Annotated in this window: 14 protein-coding genes and 1 pseudogene; 10 read left to right on the plus strand and 5 right to left on the minus strand. The window is 61.7% G+C overall.

Features of this window, described 5'->3' with window-relative positions; all coding sequences use genetic code 11:
* Window positions 1-21: 21 nt before the first annotated feature.
* Window positions 22-489, minus strand: a complete 468-nt coding sequence (locus tag BM438_RS07600; RefSeq protein WP_093633691.1) for a cupin domain-containing protein — start codon at window positions 487-489, stop codon at window positions 22-24.
* Between the two features lie 12 nt (window positions 490-501).
* The gene (locus BM438_RS07605; protein WP_244179280.1) at window positions 502-2,280 is read right to left on the minus strand and encodes a CocE/NonD family hydrolase; all 1,779 of its coding nucleotides are present in this window, start codon (window positions 2,278-2,280) and stop codon (window positions 502-504) included.
* Between the two features lie 277 nt (window positions 2,281-2,557).
* On the opposite strand from BM438_RS07605, the gene BM438_RS07610 reads away from it, so the two are divergent.
* The 4 genes from BM438_RS07610 (at window position 2,558) to BM438_RS07625 (ending at window position 6,731) form a co-directional block, all read left to right on the plus strand.
* Window positions 2,558-3,133, plus strand: coding sequence for an NADPH-dependent FMN reductase (locus BM438_RS07610; RefSeq protein ID WP_093633692.1), 576 nt, complete (start codon window positions 2,558-2,560; stop codon window positions 3,131-3,133).
* Between the two features lie 61 nt (window positions 3,134-3,194).
* Window positions 3,195-4,055 carry a fumarylacetoacetate hydrolase family protein gene (locus BM438_RS07615; protein WP_093633693.1) on the plus strand — a complete coding sequence of 287 codons (861 nt, stop codon included), beginning with the start codon at window positions 3,195-3,197 and terminating at the stop codon, window positions 4,053-4,055.
* Window positions 4,056-4,299: 244 nt separating this feature from the next.
* A complete protein-coding gene (locus BM438_RS07620) occupies window positions 4,300-5,568 on the plus strand; it encodes a threonine/serine exporter family protein (protein WP_093633694.1) in 1,269 nt (422 codons plus the stop codon).
* A 227-nt stretch (window positions 5,569-5,795) separates the two neighbouring features.
* On the plus strand, window positions 5,796-6,731 hold the full coding sequence (locus BM438_RS07625; RefSeq protein ID WP_093633695.1) for a hypothetical protein: 936 nt from the start codon (window positions 5,796-5,798) through the stop codon (window positions 6,729-6,731).
* A gap of 25 nt (window positions 6,732-6,756) precedes the next feature.
* Here BM438_RS07625 and BM438_RS44700 read toward each other — a convergent pair whose 3' ends face one another.
* The gene (locus BM438_RS44700; protein WP_372450259.1) at window positions 6,757-6,867 is read right to left on the minus strand and encodes an alcohol dehydrogenase; all 111 of its coding nucleotides are present in this window, start codon (window positions 6,865-6,867) and stop codon (window positions 6,757-6,759) included.
* Window positions 6,868-7,003: 136 nt separating this feature from the next.
* Here BM438_RS44700 and BM438_RS07630 point away from each other — a divergent pair, with 136 nt between their 5' ends.
* From BM438_RS07630 to BM438_RS45415, 3 genes and pseudogenes are all read left to right on the plus strand, one after another.
* Entirely contained in the window at window positions 7,004-7,441 is a 438-nt protein-coding gene (locus BM438_RS07630) for a carboxymuconolactone decarboxylase family protein (protein WP_093633696.1), read from the plus strand.
* A gap of 67 nt (window positions 7,442-7,508) precedes the next feature.
* Window positions 7,509-7,679: pseudogene (locus BM438_RS46125) on the plus strand (NAD(P)H dehydrogenase); the annotation flags it as partial.
* Window positions 7,680-7,784: 105 nt separating this feature from the next.
* Window positions 7,785-8,216 (plus strand): cupin domain-containing protein, encoded by a 432-nt coding sequence (locus BM438_RS45415; protein WP_167378359.1) that lies wholly within the window; start codon window positions 7,785-7,787, stop codon window positions 8,214-8,216.
* 30 nt (window positions 8,217-8,246) lie between these two features.
* Here BM438_RS45415 and BM438_RS07640 read toward each other — a convergent pair whose 3' ends face one another.
* Window positions 8,247-8,567 (minus strand): hypothetical protein, encoded by a 321-nt coding sequence (locus BM438_RS07640; protein ID WP_244179322.1) that lies wholly within the window; start codon window positions 8,565-8,567, stop codon window positions 8,247-8,249.
* Window positions 8,568-9,017: 450 nt separating this feature from the next.
* Here BM438_RS07640 and BM438_RS07645 point away from each other — a divergent pair, with 450 nt between their 5' ends.
* A complete protein-coding gene (locus tag BM438_RS07645) occupies window positions 9,018-10,136 on the plus strand; it encodes a porin (RefSeq protein ID WP_093633698.1) in 1,119 nt (372 codons plus the stop codon).
* A 146-nt stretch (window positions 10,137-10,282) separates the two neighbouring features.
* Window positions 10,283-11,638, plus strand: a complete 1,356-nt coding sequence (locus tag BM438_RS07650) for an MFS transporter (RefSeq protein ID WP_093633699.1) — start codon at window positions 10,283-10,285, stop codon at window positions 11,636-11,638.
* 50 nt (window positions 11,639-11,688) lie between these two features.
* Here the strand turns inward: BM438_RS07650 and BM438_RS07655 are convergent, their stop codons facing one another.
* The gene (locus tag BM438_RS07655) at window positions 11,689-14,217 is read right to left on the minus strand and encodes a penicillin-binding protein 1A (RefSeq protein ID WP_093633700.1); all 2,529 of its coding nucleotides are present in this window, start codon (window positions 14,215-14,217) and stop codon (window positions 11,689-11,691) included.
* 150 nt (window positions 14,218-14,367) lie between these two features.
* Between BM438_RS07655 and fabV the strand changes: the two genes are divergently transcribed.
* Window positions 14,368-15,564 (plus strand): enoyl-ACP reductase FabV, encoded by a 1,197-nt coding sequence (fabV, locus tag BM438_RS07660; RefSeq protein ID WP_093633701.1) that lies wholly within the window; start codon window positions 14,368-14,370, stop codon window positions 15,562-15,564.
* The last annotated feature ends 43 nt before the right edge of the window (window positions 15,565-15,607 follow it).

The following is a 15,607-nucleotide window of genomic DNA, read 5'->3' on the forward strand; positions in this document are numbered from 1 at the left end:
CCGACTACCGGTGTCTTTGCGTCATCCGACCGCGGTCATCGCGTCGCCCGCGATCGTCACCGGCGCGGCATCGATCAGGACAAAAGCGATGACACATGGCGCATCACCTCGATTGACCCAGTTGTGAATCGTGCCGCGCTGCACGAGCACATCTCCAGCGCGCAGCACCACAGCTTCATGATCGATTTCCATCGCGATCTCACCGGCGAGCACGATGGCGTAGTCGATCGAATCGGTTCGATGATTGCGCGGCGCGACACCCGGCGCGTATTCGATGACACGGAAGACTGAGCGCCCTTTCATCGCCGTGCCCACGATCTGTTTCGCCCCGTCGTTGGGGTCGTCGTTATCGGCCGGCAACGCCGCCGACCAGATATTGCAGACCGTGGCGCCTGGACGGAAGCTGACAACATCCTTGGACGATTCGTCGATCAGGATCGTGGCCTCGCCGTTCGGCTTGTGTCCGGTGACTACCCTTCGAATCTGCATTGCCTGCTCCTCTCAATCGTTAGTTCCGGGGATATGGGGAAGCGTCAGATAGGACGCACGAGTCCCGCCGGTCAGAATGCGACTGCTGCCCTGGAAGGTCGCGCCGCCGCGGTCGGATGCATGCTTGTGCAGGATCCGGCCCGGAATGTCGGGGAACTCGAAATCCTTGCCCATGATGGTCAACACCAATCGATAGCCCTTCGGAAAGACCATCGAGGTTGGCCAGATCTCGACGTCCACTTCATAGAACTCACCCGGCACCAATGGCTCGACCCGGTCATGAGTATGGAAGGGACGTAGCGCATTGCTCCGCTGTGGATCGAGCCTGCGATGCGATACACGCAGCCAGCCGCGCGACACGGGAGACGCTTCGTGCGCACCATTGATGACGAGCTCCTTGCCGGCCGCATCGACCATACGCAAGACGGCAAACAGGTCCATGTCCTCCGTCGATGAAGACACCCAGAGATGGGCCGTGATGAAGCCGGTAAATTCGGTATCGACTGCGAAGGGTGCTGTCGTGAAGCTCACCCCGTCTCCCATGGCGTCGAAGATCGCGCTGCACTCCTCTGCGGGACAATCGGTGGAGAGCATGCCCGACGCGACGTCGAGGTAGTGGCGTGTGGGTTGCGTCTCCGGCAGCGGGAACGACGCCGCTGTGCGCACCCGATCGCCTCGAGGATCGCGCACAACGAGCCGCACTTCAGGCTCTTTCTGCCAGCCGTTCTGCTCATCGCGCAGAAAATGATTGAAGAAGCGCTTCTGCATGGCGACGTATTCGGGAAGATAGAACCCCTCCCAGTGCTTGCCGACGTGCAGGGAGAGCCACTTCTGCTGCGAACCCGTTCCGAGAAAACCCTCGATGTTTCCGCGCAGATGCATGCCGGGACCGCCCCAATTGCCGGCCGACAGCACCGGCACCTCGATACGATCGAGCACCGGCGTCCGTTCGCGCCACCAGGCGCTATCCAGCGAGTGCCGCAGGATATCGGCGACATAGTCAGTGCGATTGGCGATGAGTTCCTGCTCACTCAATGCTTCTTCGCCGGTGACACGCTTGCCGGTTTCCCGTTCCCGATGCGGTGAGGCGCCATTGCCGTGCTGCACGGCGAGACATTGCTTCGGCCACCAGTAATTAGCGAAACCGCTGCTCAGGATGCCGCCGTGATGCGTGCTGTCGCGGTAGTAGTCTGTATAACCCTCCCAAGGGCAGATCGCTGCCAGATGAGGTGGTCTCAGCGTCGCGACGCGCCACTGCGTCACGGCGTAGTAGGAAATACCCAGCAAGCCGATTTTGCCGTTCGACCAGGGTTGCCGGGCCGCCCATTCGATGGCGTCGTAGTAGTCCACGATCTCGCGCGGCGAGCGAGGATCCAGGTAGCCGGGCGACTTGCCGCTTCCCCTCGAATCGACCTGGATGATCACAAAACCATCAGGAACCCAACGCTCAGGATCGGCCGTTTCCCAGCGAAGATATTTGCCCGTGGAGCCGTTGCTGCAAAGGTCCGGATACACGCTGACTAGCTGATCCCATTGCGTCTTGAAGCCGTCCTCGAAATGGAGATCCTTGCCGTATACGCCCTGCGCCATGATCACAGGAAAGTTGCCTTCTGCGTCCGGACGGAATACGTTCGCACGCAGAACGAGCCCATCGCTTACGGGAATCGGAACGTCCTGCTCGAAGATCATGCCGTAGGAGTTTTTATGATCCAGCTCGCTTCGTTCCAATCCTGTTTCTTCAGTCATCCTCATCCTTATCTCCACTTCTTTGCACTGGACCGATGCCTTCATCGGTCGCTGTTCTGAACAGCCCGGAACACGTAGCCCATCCAGACCGTGGACGACACCGGTCGCCCATGCTTTCGTGCAATATATTCCCCATAATGGGAATATGTCAAGACGGTACTCGCTCCTTCGCTGGCTGTCCTCCCTCACGGAACAACAGCCTCGACGGCGAAGAGAAATCCGGCTTCCATGGAAGCCTTAGGATTTCAGTTGAAAAATTCCTTATTTTAGGAATAAACTGACGGCAGCACGATCCGCTAACAACAGAACTGGAGAACTTGGAATGTCTGATCGACCCGTTTTACTTGGGATCTCGGGAAGTCTGCGTAAGGCCTCGCACTGCACGGCGATCCTGAAGAACATCGTCGATGCCGCTGAGAGCCGCGCGACGCTCGAAATTTTTCCGCTCGACGCTGTGCCCTTGTACAACCAGGATCTCGATAACGAATCGCCTCCCGAGTCGGTGACTGCCCTGCGGCAGGCAATCGAACGCGCGGCAGGTCTGGTGATCGTCACGCCGGAATACAACTACGGCATGTCCGGTGTTCTGAAGAACGCGCTGGACTGGGCATCCAGACCCTACGGAAAATCAAAGCTGAAGGGGAAAGCCGTGCTGACGCTCTCGGCATCGCCGGCCTTTACGGGAGGGGTGAGAGCGCAGGCGCAACTCAACGAAACGCTGCTCTCGAACGCTGCTTTACTCGTATTGCGTCCGCAGATTGTCATCGGCATGGTGCATGAAAAAATACGGGACGGTCGGGTTGTCGATCAGGAGACCGCAAGATTTATTTCCGAAGGATTGAACGATCTGCTCCGCGATATCGCCAGCAAAGCAACAGTCGCTGATCAGGAAGCCTGAACCATGGCAACCGGGATAACCCCGGCAGAGTCGTCGTCTCAATCGACGCAACGGAGATAACATGAAACTTCTGTCTTACGAGTTCGAAGGTGCTTCCCGTCTAGGGGCGCTCGTCGATGATGGTGTCGTCGACATCGGCAGGCGGCTGGGTGTGAACAGCCTGCGCCACCTGCTCGAAGCCGGGAAACTCGGCGCGGCGACTGAACTCGTTGGAGCACAGCCCGACCACGTCCTGGGCGACGTGGCCTTCCTGCCGCTCATCCCGGACCCGGCCCATTTTTATTGCGTCGGCGTCAACTATGCGGATCATTTGAAGGAGGTCCAGGATGCCGGCATCGTACGCCCGAAACCGAAGCACCCGTCGCTGTTTCCCCGCTTTCCGGAATCGCTGGTCGCGCATGACCGGCCTCTGCAAATACCGAAGGTATCGGACGAATTCGACTACGAAGCAGAACTGGCTGTGGTCATTGGAAAAGGCGGGCGCTATATCGATGAAGCCGACGCGTTGAATCATGTCGCCGGATATACCTGCTTCAACGACGGCAGCGTGCGCGACTGGCAATATCATTCGAGCCAGGTGACCTCGGGCAAGAATTTCTGGCAAACCGGTGGGCTTGGTCCGTGGCTTGTCACGGCAGACGAGATCCCCGATCCGGGTTGCCTCGACATCAAGCTTTTGCTCAATGGCAAGACGCTTCAGGACAGCAATACCCGCCACCTGATCTTCAATGTCGCGCAAATCATTGCTTATGCTTCGGCACTCATCCCGTTGAAACCAGGCGACGTCATTGCCACCGGTACACCCTCGGGTGTGGGTTTCTCCCGCACGCCGCCGATTTTTATGAAAGCCGGCGACATCTGCGAGGTCCAGATCGAGAAAATCGGTACCTTGCGGAATACGGTCGAGAAGGCAGTCGGCTAATCCGTTCGCCGCGCAGGCTGCCTGGCGGCAGGCGCGGCAGTGCATGCTTCCCTGCGGCAACGCACACTTCGGCGTCGTTCGCATCGCGCGCAAGCGGCGCCAGAGTTCCAGCTTTATGTAATAGCCACCCTGCGCCGCACTCACTACTATCAAAGGATATTGACCAACGCTGACGGTGCCCCCGCGACGCCCATCCAGCTTCGCGACCCCGAACATCCGGACCGACACAATCCTTTGAGCCGGCATGAACCAAGACGCCCTCCCTCGCCAAGGCCCCATAGACGAAGTGGACACCGTCTCATTGGCAGCCTCACTGCTATTCACGCACGGGCAGACCACGGAAAGGACGGTCGTCGCGGCGCAGCAGTTCGGGCGCACCCTTGGCGTACCGGTCAGGGTGTTGCCACACTGGGACGAACTCGTGGTCGAGCTTGACCACACCTCCTTCTCGGAAATTGTCCCGGCCGCGCCGCTTGGCGTCGACATGGGCAAGGTACTCGCCGTCCAGACAATCGTGCATCAGGTGTGCGACGGCGCCATGTCGACCACAGACGCCCGCCCGGCGCTCGTAGCGGCAGAGCGCATGCCACCCGTCGCGGTACTCCGCTTTGCTCTCTTCGCGGCCATCGGCGCTGCGTCGCTCGGCGTGATCTACGGCGTGTACGATGCGGCGAGCCTGGCGCTGATCGCCCTGAGCGCCGGCGCGGGGGCCCTGATCCGTCGCTGGCAGGCAAAGCTTGGCAGCGACCCTTTCCTCGAACCGCTGACCGCGGCCACGCTCGCTGGTGTGATCGGCGCCCTCGCGGGTCGCTTCCACCTGTCAGACGCGCAATCGCTCGTCGCGTTTTGCCCCTGCATGGTGCTGGTTCCCGGCCCGCATATCCTCAATGGTGCGATCGATCTTGCACGCACCCGGATCACCCTGGGTGTCGCGCGGCTGACCTATGCCGGTCTCATCGTGCTGATGATCTGTACGGGCCTGCTGATCGGAACCGCCGCCAGTGGCGGCGCGCTTCAGGCCGGGATGTCCGCGGCCGCGCCCGCGCCCTTCGCGGCCGATGTCCTCGCCGCAGGATGCGCGGTCGCGAGCTTCGGGACTTTCTTTTCGATGCCGTGGCGCCTGCTGCCGCTGCCAATCGCCGTCGGCATGCTGGCGCACGCCGCGCGCTGGGCGCTCGTCTCGATCCTGAGCGCCAACGCTGCGATAGCGGCGTTTTTCGCCTGCCTTCTGGTGGGCCTGATCGTCGCGCCGCTGGTCGATCGCCTGCGCCTGCCGTTCGCCGCCGTCGGCTTCTCCGCGGTCGTCTCGATGATGCCGGGCTTCTACCTGTTCCGTGCCGCAAGCACGCTGCTTGAGTTGGTCGCCATCGGACCGCGTGCGTCGGCCGACCTTGTCCCGGCCCTCGTTGCGAACGGCGCCACGGCGTTCCTGATTATCCTGGCGATGACCGTGGGACTGGTTCTGCCTCGCATGCTGTATGCGCGGTTCGCGACGGCGCGCTCGGCGTTTTGAAGGACCTTCAGACCCAAACCACGGCGAATGCTTGTTGCCTGATCCGAAAAGTAGGCAGCTTCCGGGCGACAACCATGCGACTGTCCCTTTCGCTCGGAGCAACAACCGTCACGAAGTTCTCGCACAACCTACGGTAGTCTGTCGGGAATGGTTCAGCAGCGGCGGGTCTGCGCATCGACTCCGCCAGTACGACAACGGTTATCGACACCTGATGGAGGGTACTTACTGTGGCTACGAACAATGGCGGTACGCTGTATGTCCTGCAGGCACGTCCACCGGCAATCATCGCTCTGTCGCCGGACGGTTCACACGAGGTCGTTCTCGCGAACCTCACGCGCACGCCCGACGGCATCAAGGTCGATGCTGAAAGCCAGATGGTCTACTGGACCAACATGGGAACCGGCATCCATCTGGTCGACGGCGATCCGGCTTCAGGCGCCGTTCCCCCGAACGACGGCACGATCGAAAGCGCGAAGCTCGACGGAACCGGGCATCGGGTGCTGGTGCCTTCCGGTAAGGCCGGAACGCCCAAGGAAATCGTGCTGGATAAGGAAGGTGGTCACCTGTACTGGTGCGATCGCGAAGGCATGCGAGTCATGCGTGCGCGGCTGGACGGCTCGGAGGTCACGGAACTCGTCCGCACCGGGAATTTCCCGGAAGATACGCACGACGCGAAGCGCCATTGCGTAGGCATCGTCCTGGATAAGGCAAACGGGCATGTCTACTGGACACAAAAGGGCGCGCCGGATGCCGGCGAGGGCCGCATCTTCAGGGCGGGCCTTGAGCTGCCGCCTGGCGCGACACCCGATCGGCGCCCGGATATCGAATGTTTGCTGGCCGATCTGCCCGAGCCCATCGATCTCGATATCGATCAGCGCGACACCATGCTTTACTGGACGGATCGTGGCGACGATACGCATGACGGCAATACCCTGAATCGCGCAAGAATCACAGCGTCCGGACTGGTTGATCGCCAGGTGCTCGCCCGCGAGCTGAAAGAAGGGATTGGCGTATCTCTGGACTCCCGCGGGCGCCGTGCATTCGTGACCGATCTGGGCGGCAATGTGCGCGAGTTGGACATCGATATGAACGAGGAGGCGCATTTCACTACCGTTGCTCATCTGGGTGTGCTGACCGGTATCGACTACGCGGAAGACATCTGAGTCGGATCCCGCAGAACCGCCCGGCTCAACGCGCCTGACGGGTCGGCCTGAACAGGATTTCGTTCAGGCCGACATCGCCCGGTTGGCCCATCGCGAAGACCACCACGCGGGCGAACGATTCCGCGGGCATTGTCACCCACTGTAGCCACCCATGGCACACCGACAAAGTGGCTACCTAAAAATAGACAAAATCGGTCATTTAATAACACCAGTCGAACGCCTAATCTTCACTCATCGGCCCACGAAGTGGGTCCAACACCAAGGAGTGAATCATGGAACAACGTCTCGACTTCTATAAAGCCAACCCCGCTGCCATCAAGGCGATGCTCGGCGTCGAAGAACGCATCGGCAAATCGGCCCTCGAAAAATCGCTCACCGAACTGGTCCGTCTGCGCGCCTCGCAAATCAACGGCTGCGCGTTCTGCGTCGACATGCACACCACCGACGCCCGCAAAGGCGGTGAGTCCGAACGGCGTCTCGCCACCGTCGTGGTGTGGCGTGAAACGCCCTTCTTCACCGACCGTGAACGCGCGGCGCTCGAATGGACCGAAGCGCTCACGCTGGTGTCGCAAGAACACGTACCCGACGCCGTGTGGCAAGCCGTTCGCCCGCACTTCAGCGACGAGGAACTGGTCGACCTAACGTTGCTCGTGTCCGCCATCAACGCATGGAACCGTTTTTCGATCGCGTTTCGCAAGATCCCGGCCTAAGCGCGCCGCCGCCCTATCCCAGCGCCCCCTTTCTGCATAACCCGGAAGGAAACAAGTCATGAAAATCATGCACGTCGACGCGAGCGCCAAACGCGAGCGATCCAACTCGCGCGCGTTGAGCCAGCATTTTCTGGAGCGCCTGCGTGAAGAAGGTCTGGATATCGAGGTCGACTACCTCGACGTCACAGTCGATACGCCGCCGCATGTGAACGAAGCATTCGCCATCGCGACCTACACGCCGTCGCATGAGCGCACGCCTGCCATGAAAGCACGGCGAAGCCGGAATCGGCCTCAGCATTGGCACAGGACAGCAATGTCCTGGCACTCAGCCAGGAGTAGCCGCATGAAAATTCGTACGCTGACGGCGACAGTAGCGCTCGCCGGTCTTTCCCTCGCGGGACTCTCGCCAACCGTCTTCGGCGCGGATACGGCCGCAGGACGCGAGACGATTACGCCCGCGTTCACTGAGGCGATCGCCAACGTTCCGGGTAAAACGATGACGGCGCTTGTCGTCGACTACCCACCGGGCGGCAAGTCGCTACCGCATCGGCATGGGCAGGCGTTTGTGGTCGGCTACGTGCTGTCAGGTGCGATCCGCAGTCGTATCAACAATGGCGAGGAGCACGTGTTTCATGCGGGCGAATCCTGGACCGAGAAGCCCGGCGCGCATCACACGGTCAGCGAAAACGCGAGCGATACCGAACCCGCGAAGCTGCTGGCCATTTTTGTGGCGGACACAAAGGATAAAAAGCTGGTGACGTTCGACAAGCAATAAACGCGTAACGTGAGCTGCAGCCGCGCCCGCCTAGAACTTCGGATGACACTCAAAATTCACTGACGACGCGTGCGCGGTCATCATCTCCACGCCGCTCACCGTTTCAGTCGTGACACTGCTCTGCATGCCGCGACGCTCGCAGTAGTCGCGCGCCTCGCTTATCGCGTGTTCATGCGCGCGAGCCCAGGCCATCTTCCCGCCGGTCGCGCTCGCCGCTACCGTGTAAGTGCCGGGTTTGTCGGTCGTGACGACATCGGTCGTCGACGCGCAGCCCACGAGGCTCGCGCACGCGACCACTGCAGCGATGAGCGCCCGCCCCCGGTTCGACAACAAGCTTCCGCTCTGCGGCATTTCGGACGCTCGCTCCAGATCGAGCACGGAATCTGACATATGGTTGAACATATTCGCCCACATTTTTTAACCATTTTTCCAATCTCGGAATTATGCGCAATCAGGCGCGTCAGATCAGCCTCGTCACCCGAAAACACTGTTGCACACGCCTGAACAATCGCCCGTAGTCCACGCCAGGAAGGGACTCCGCAAGTCCACGGCATAACGGATCAACATCGCGTCCCCGCGGGCCCAAACCCTGTTTTTGCGCCTCTTCCGTTTCATGCAATTTCTGCACTCTCTTCATACGAACAATGCACTGGCTTTATTCCGCCAGTTGGCCGAAATTAGCACGGTCATTCCATTTTGTGGCGCGCAGGATTCGGGTCGCAGAACCCTACCCGCGATAACCCCGCAGCAAGACTGTGCAATCGAGTCCGCAGCAGGCGGATATAAAAAGAGGAGACATGCATGCGTTTTATCAACCACGGCGTTTGCGGAGCCACGCTGATTCTTGCCGCTGGTGGCGCCGCGGCCGCCGAGTCGAGCGTGACCTTGTACGGCGTCGTCGACGCGAACATCCAGTATCTCGACAACGGCGGCGTGCATTCGTATGCCGAAAAGAGCGGCGGCTCGACGGGCTCCCTGTTCGGGCTGAAGGGCACGGAAGACCTTGGTGGCGGCCTGAAGGCGCAGTTCAACGTCGAAACCGGCTTTAACGTGAACAACGGCGGCTTGTTCGCCGACACCTCGGCGCTCTTCTATCGTCAGGCATGGGTCGGCCTGAGCCACGACCAATACGGTTCGTTGACCATGGGACGGCAGTACGAGCCGAGTTTCCGGGTCATCTATCCGTCCGATCCGTTTCGCGCGAACGAAGTGTTGTCGCCGTTCTCGGCCAACGTCCTCGCAGTCGACCGCAATACGCTGTCAACGCAATACGATTCCGGGCGCGCCAGCAATTCGATCATGTATCAATCGCCGGATATGAAAGGCCTGAAGTTGTACGGCATGTATGCGTTCTCCGCCACGGTGAGCCAGCCTATACCGGCCACGACCGGCAACATGCTGAACGTCGCGGCCACTTACTCGGGCTACGGTTTCTACGCGGGTCTTGCCTATGTGAACCAGCATCCGGGCCAGGAAACCATCGCCGGCCTGCCCACGTCGCTGAGCCTGCTGGGCACCGAGCACTTCATCGGCGCGCTAGCCTACCGGATCGGCATCGTGAACTTACAGTTCAACTATTCCTACAACCGCGCGCAGGACCCGGCGCCTGGGTCGCTGGCCGCGCACCTGGGCACCGGCCATTCGCTGAGCATTGCGGAGCTGGGCGCAACAATTCAGGCAACCCCGGCCGATACGATCACGATTGCCGGCGTTCAGCGCAGCGTGCGCGGCGCGCATGACAATACGTCGAGCATCGAAGTGGGCGCCGACCATTCGCTCTCCCAACGTACGAGTTTCTACGTGCGGGCGGGCTACATGAAGAACAACGGCACCGCCACGGTGAGCTGGCCGGGCGTGACCGTGACCGCCCCCGGGACCAGGCAGATTCTTGCAACGGTGGGTATGACGCATCGGTTCTAAGGCGAAACGCTGCCGCCGGGTGACGCAAGAGCCTCGCCTGGCGGCAGGTGCTCCCGAAGGCAAAACACTTTCGGAATCGCGCTCCACCGACTAGTCTGTATGCACATCAAGCAAACAGACCGGACGCTGAACCGGAGGAGACGTCGATGGATATCGAAGCACGCACCATAACCCGCGTGACGGTTCGGCTCGTACCGTTCCTGATCGTCTGCTATTTCATTGCCTATCTCGACCGGGTCAACGTCGGTTTTGCTGCACTGCAAATGAACAAGGCGCTTGGTCTGTCCGCCAGCGCGTTCGGCTTCGGCGCGGGCATTTTCTTCATCGCGTATTTTTTCTTCGAAGTCCCGTCCAATCTTCTGCTCGAAAAATTCGGCGCGCGACGCTGGATCGCCCGGATCATGTTCACGTGGGGGATCCTGGCCGGCGCGATGGCCTATATCCCGGACATTGCACGCTTCACCGGCCTCTCGCCCGCGCACGTGTTTTATGGCTTGCGCATTCTGCTGGGCGTGGCCGAAGCGGGTTTCTTCCCCGGCATCATTTTTCTGCTGACGCTATGGTTTCCCGCCGCCTATCGTGCCCGCGTGGTCGGCTATTTCATGGCGGCGATTCCGCTCTCCACGGTAATCGGCGGCCCGATTTCCGGCGCCCTGCTCTCGATGGATGGACGCGGTGGATTAGCCGGCTGGCAATGGGTCTATCTGATCGAGGCGCTGCCCGCGCTGGTGCTCTCGTTCTGCGTGCTGTTCTATCTGACCGACAAACCGGCGGACGCCACCTGGCTTGCCAATGACGAACGTGACTGGCTGGTCGCCCGTCAGGCTCAGGAACGCGAGCATCGTGAGGCCGTGCGCACGTTCAGCGTGAAGGAAGCGCTGTTCAATCCGCGCGTGCTCGCCGTCGCGCTCATCTATTTCGGTGCGAACGCAACCAACTATGGCCTCAGTTTCTTTCTGCCGCAGATCGTCAAGTCCTTCGGTCTCACCAACCTGCAGACCGGTTTCGTGACGTCCTTGCCTTACATCGTCGGCGTGGTCAGCATGATCTATTGGGGACGGCATTCGGACCGCAAGCTCGAACGCAAATGGCACGTGGCGATTGCGTTGCTGGTCGCGGCCGGCGGCATTGCGGCGGCGGCCGGGCTCGACAATCCGGTGCAGAAGATGATCGCGTTGTCGATTGCCGGCTTCGGCATCTTCGGCTGCCTGCCCGTGATCTGGACCTTGCCGGCCGCGTTCCTCTCGGGCGCGGCGGCGGCGGGCGGTATCGCCGCGGTCAATTCTCTCGGCAATCTGGCGGGATTTTTCGGCCCGTACGCGATGGGCTGGATCAAGGACAGCACCGGCGGCTTCGGCGCCGGTCTGCTGTGTCTGTCGGGCGCGGGACTCGTCGGGGTAGCCGCCGTGCTTCTGCTGCATCACGACACCTCGCTCGAGGCATCGTGCAGTCTTCCGGACTCCGGCGCGGCAGGCAGGGAGAAAGTTGCCAGACCGTCCTAGCTGCGTCTGCGAAGCGCCGATTTGGCTACGCGGCCCGGCTTGGTCGAACCTCAGGGCGAGGCACTCCCCGGCGCGCTGGCCGGCGCGCTCGGAAGCGAGTTTGCCGCGCCGCCTGCGTCCGGCGGCAGCACGTCGTCCGGCGTGGGCGTCGGCGCCAAAGCCGGCTCACCGTTGCCATGCACCTCACCGTCGACCGCCCTGTTTGCAGGCGCAACCGCTGACGCCGGTGCTTGAAGGAGGGGCGGCTGTGGCGGCAGCGTGCGCGGTTCGACATCAGCGGCAGTTGCAGAAGACGCCGCGACCGCCGATGCAGCGGACGTCGGCGCCGTGGCAACAGCAGGCGCATGGCGCGTCGTATTGCGCGTGACAACCGGCGCCCCCGTCTTCGCGGGCGACGCTGCAAACAGATGCTGGAACCACTCGCGCAGTCTGCCTGAGCGTTCCGCAAACCAGCCCGGCTCCTCGTCGGTCGCGAACTTGACGCGGCTGTCCACCAGCTTCGAGCGTTGCGCGCGCTGGAAAAAGTCGCCGACGATCGGCAACGCGCTGTGCGCCCCCTGGCCCCAATAGTCGCTGCGCAAGGTCACCCGGCTGTCGTTGAAGCCGACCCACGCCCCGGCCACAAGCTGCGGTTGAATCAGGATGAACCAGCCGTCCGCGTTGCCCTGCGTCGTGCCCGTCTTACCCGCCACATCGCCACGCACGCCGAAGCGGCTGCGAATGCTCGAACCCGTGCCGCGGCTCACCACATCGCGCATCACATCGACGAGCGTACGCGCGGCGCCGGCCGGCAACTCCTGTTTCGGCGATGTCGGCTCGAACTCGGCCAGCACCTCGCCGTTACGGTCTTCGATGCGCGTGACCATCACCGGCTCCACGTAACCGCCGAGGTTGGCGATCGTGCCGTAGGCTGAGACCATCTCCTTCAGCGTCACCGGGCTCGTGCCGAGCGCGAGCGACGGCACCGGGTCGAGTTCGCTGTCGCGCACGCCCATGGCGCGCGCCAGCTTCGCGACCTTGTTCGGACCGACCGTTTCCATCAACTGGGCGGTGATCCGGTTGCGCGAATAAGCGAGGCCGTCGCGCAGGCTGATTGCCCGGTCGCTCGGCTCGTCTTCGTCGCTCGGACGCCAGACTTCGCCGCCGGCCAGCGGAATCTCGACGGGCTTGTCGATAAACGTATCGCTGGGTTTGGCGCCGTCTTCGAATGCCGCAGCGTAGACGAACGGCTTGAAGGTCGAACCCGGCTGGCGCCGCGCCTGCTGGACGTGGTCGAACGGGTCCTGGCTGAAGTCGCGGCTGCCGACCCACGCCTTGATCTGGCCGTTGCGCGGGTCCATGGCGAGGAAGTCCGCCTGCACGCGGGTCTTGGACTCGCACACGCTCTTCACCAGGTCGCGGTCGGAGGAGACGCGCTTCATCGCGTCGTCATCCGTCAGGCCGGCGTCTTTTGCGGCGCGATAGTCGGGCGTTTCCCGCAGGAAAGTCTGCAGCAGGTCGCGGCCGTTCGCACAACCCGCACGCGTGCCCCACGCCGAATTCGCGATGCCCTGCAACTGGTTGCCCTGCAAGGTCACGGCCTGAGTGGCCATGGTCTGCAAGCGTGAATCGATGGTGGTGCGCACCACCAGGCCATCGGAATAGATGTTGTAGTCGTTGCGGTCGGCCCATGCCGCGAGCCACTTGCGCAGTTGCTGCGCGAAGTGCGGCGCGGGCCCGGGCGGCTCGGTTTGCCGCTCGAAATCGATGCGCAAGGAACGGCGCGAAAGCGTTGCGTAGGCCGCGGGCGTGAGCTTGCCGTACTTGACCATTTGCGCCAGCACAGTGTTGCGCCGTTGCAAGGCGCGTTCCGGGTTGAGCACCGGGTTGTAGTAGCTATTGCCCTTGAGCATGCCGGTAAGCGTCGCGCTTTCCAGCACATTCAGGTCGCCGGCCGATTTGTCGAAATAGGTCCGCGCCGCCATCTCGATGCCGTACGCGTTGTAGAGGAACGGCACCGTATTGAGGTAGGTCTCGAGGATCTCGTCCTTGGTGTAGAGCGCCTCGATCTTGAAGGCCGTAATGGCCTCCTTGATCTTGCGGGTCAGCGTGGGCGCGCGGCCGATCTCGTCGGGATAAAGGTTGCGGGCGAGTTGCTGGGTAATCGTCGAACCACCCTGCCGGTCGCCAGAAAACGTGTGCAGCGCGGCGGACGCCGTGCGGCGCCAATCCAGCCCAAAATGCTGGTAGAAGCGGTGGTCTTCCGTGGCGATCAGCGCATTCACCACATTCGGCGAGATGTCCTTCAGTTTCACCCACTCGCGGTTCGAGGGCTTGAATTCGGCCAGCAGTTTGCCGTCCGCCGAGAGAATCTGCGCCGGCTGCTCGATTTTTGCCTTGCGGATGTCGCCGATGCTGGGCGTGAACGGAATCAGGATCAGCACATACAGAACCAGCAGCACCGGGCTCGCGGCACAGGCCCATGCCACGCCGCGCAGCGTGGGATGGCGCAGATGCCAGAGGCCCCGCACGATGGGCTGGTTCGCCCGGGTTAGCCCTTTTTCAAGGGTCTGTAAGAATGAGGTGATCAGGCGCTTCACACTTGCTACCGTCTGCTGGGAAAGGCTGAATCCTACCAAGATGCGGGGCGATGGCCGATTTTTGCGCTGCAAACGGACAAACCCAGACGCCGCGCACAGGCAGAAACCCAAGCCCACTATAATGTCGGCAATTCTGACAAGAGGTGCTTCATGATCATCAAACCGCGCGTGCGTGGCTTCATCTGTGTATCGACCCATCCGGTTGGCTGCGAAGCCAACGTCAAAGAACAGATCGAATACGTCAAGGCACGCGGCCCCATCGCCAATGGCCCGAAGAAAGTGCTCGTGATCGGCGCCTCCACGGGCTACGGCCTCGCCGCCCGCATCAGCGCCGCATTCGGCTCGGACGCGGCCACGCTCGGCGTGTTCTTCGAGCGCGCCGGCAGCGAAACCAAAGCCGGCACCGCAGGCTGGTACAACACCGCCGCCTTCGAGAAATTCGCCACGGAAAAAGGCCTGTACGCGACCAGCATCAACGGCGACGCCTTCTCCGACGAAGTCAAGCAACGCACCATCGAAGTCATCAAGCGCGATCTCGGTCAGGTCGACCTGGTTGTCTACAGTCTCGCCGCGCCCAAGCGCACGCATCCGAAAACCGGCGAAGTGTTCACCTCGACCCTGAAGCCGGTCGGCAAGGCCGTCAACCTGCGCGGCATCGACACCGACAAGGAAGTCATCAAGGAAACCGTCCTCGAACCCGCTACGCAAGCCGAAATCGACAACACGGTCGCGGTGATGGGCGGCGAAGACTGGCAGATGTGGATCGACGCCCTCCTCGAGGCCAACGTGCTCGCCGACGGCGCGAAGACGACCGCGTTCACCTACCTCGGCGAAAAGATCACGCACGACATCTACTGGAACGGCTCGATCGGCGCGGCCAAGAAAGATCTCGATGAGAAGGTGCTCGGCATCCGCGAGAAACTGGCGGCCAAGGGCGGCGATGCACGCGTTTCGGTTCTCAAGGCGGTCGTGACGCAGGCGAGCTCCGCGATCCCGATGATGCCGCTGTACCTGTCGCTGCTCTTCAAGGTGATGAAGGCGAAGGGCACGCACGAAGGCTGCATTGAGCAGGTCTACGGTCTCTACAAGGACAGCATGTACGGCACGACGCCGCACATCGATGAGGAAGGCCGTCTGCGCGCGGACTACAAGGAGCTCGATCCCGAAGTGCAAGCGCGCGTTCAGGAACTCTGGACCCAGGTGACCAACGACAATATTTACGAGCTCACCGACTTCAGCGGCTACAAGACCGACTTCCTGCGTCTGTTCGGATTCGAGATCGCCGGCGTGGACTATGAAGCCGACGTCAATCCGGACGTGCAGATTCCTGGGCTCGTGCAGATGTGATGTTCGTTTGCGGGGTCTTTACGGCCCCGCAAGCAGTGCGTTT

The sequence above is a fragment of the Paraburkholderia aspalathi genome, from assembly GCF_900116445.1.
Classification (GTDB): Bacteria; Pseudomonadota; Gammaproteobacteria; order Burkholderiales; family Burkholderiaceae; genus Paraburkholderia; species Paraburkholderia aspalathi.

What these genes read in the sequence shown, in the direction of transcription:
- BM438_RS07600 (WP_093633691.1), bottom strand. Translation starts at nt 489, where the DNA reads ATGCAGATTCGAAGGGTAGTCACCGGACACAAGCCGAACGGCGAGGCC.
- BM438_RS45415 (WP_167378359.1), top strand. Translation starts at nt 7,785, where the DNA reads ATGAAAATTCGTACGCTGACGGCGACAGTAGCGCTCGCCGGTCTTTCC.
- BM438_RS07650 (WP_093633699.1), top strand. Translation starts at nt 10,283, where the DNA reads ATGGATATCGAAGCACGCACCATAACCCGCGTGACGGTTCGGCTCGTA.
- BM438_RS07620 (WP_093633694.1), top strand. Translation starts at nt 4,300, where the DNA reads ATGAACCAAGACGCCCTCCCTCGCCAAGGCCCCATAGACGAAGTGGAC.
- BM438_RS07645 (WP_093633698.1), top strand. Translation starts at nt 9,018, where the DNA reads ATGCGTTTTATCAACCACGGCGTTTGCGGAGCCACGCTGATTCTTGCC.
- BM438_RS07640 (WP_244179322.1), bottom strand. Translation starts at nt 8,567, where the DNA reads ATGCCGCAGAGCGGAAGCTTGTTGTCGAACCGGGGGCGGGCGCTCATC.
- BM438_RS07630 (WP_093633696.1), top strand. Translation starts at nt 7,004, where the DNA reads ATGGAACAACGTCTCGACTTCTATAAAGCCAACCCCGCTGCCATCAAG.
- BM438_RS07605 (WP_244179280.1), bottom strand. Translation starts at nt 2,280, where the DNA reads ATGAAGGCATCGGTCCAGTGCAAAGAAGTGGAGATAAGGATGAGGATG.
- BM438_RS07610 (WP_093633692.1), top strand. Translation starts at nt 2,558, where the DNA reads ATGTCTGATCGACCCGTTTTACTTGGGATCTCGGGAAGTCTGCGTAAG.
- BM438_RS07615 (WP_093633693.1), top strand. Translation starts at nt 3,195, where the DNA reads ATGAAACTTCTGTCTTACGAGTTCGAAGGTGCTTCCCGTCTAGGGGCG.
- fabV (WP_093633701.1), top strand. Translation starts at nt 14,368, where the DNA reads ATGATCATCAAACCGCGCGTGCGTGGCTTCATCTGTGTATCGACCCAT.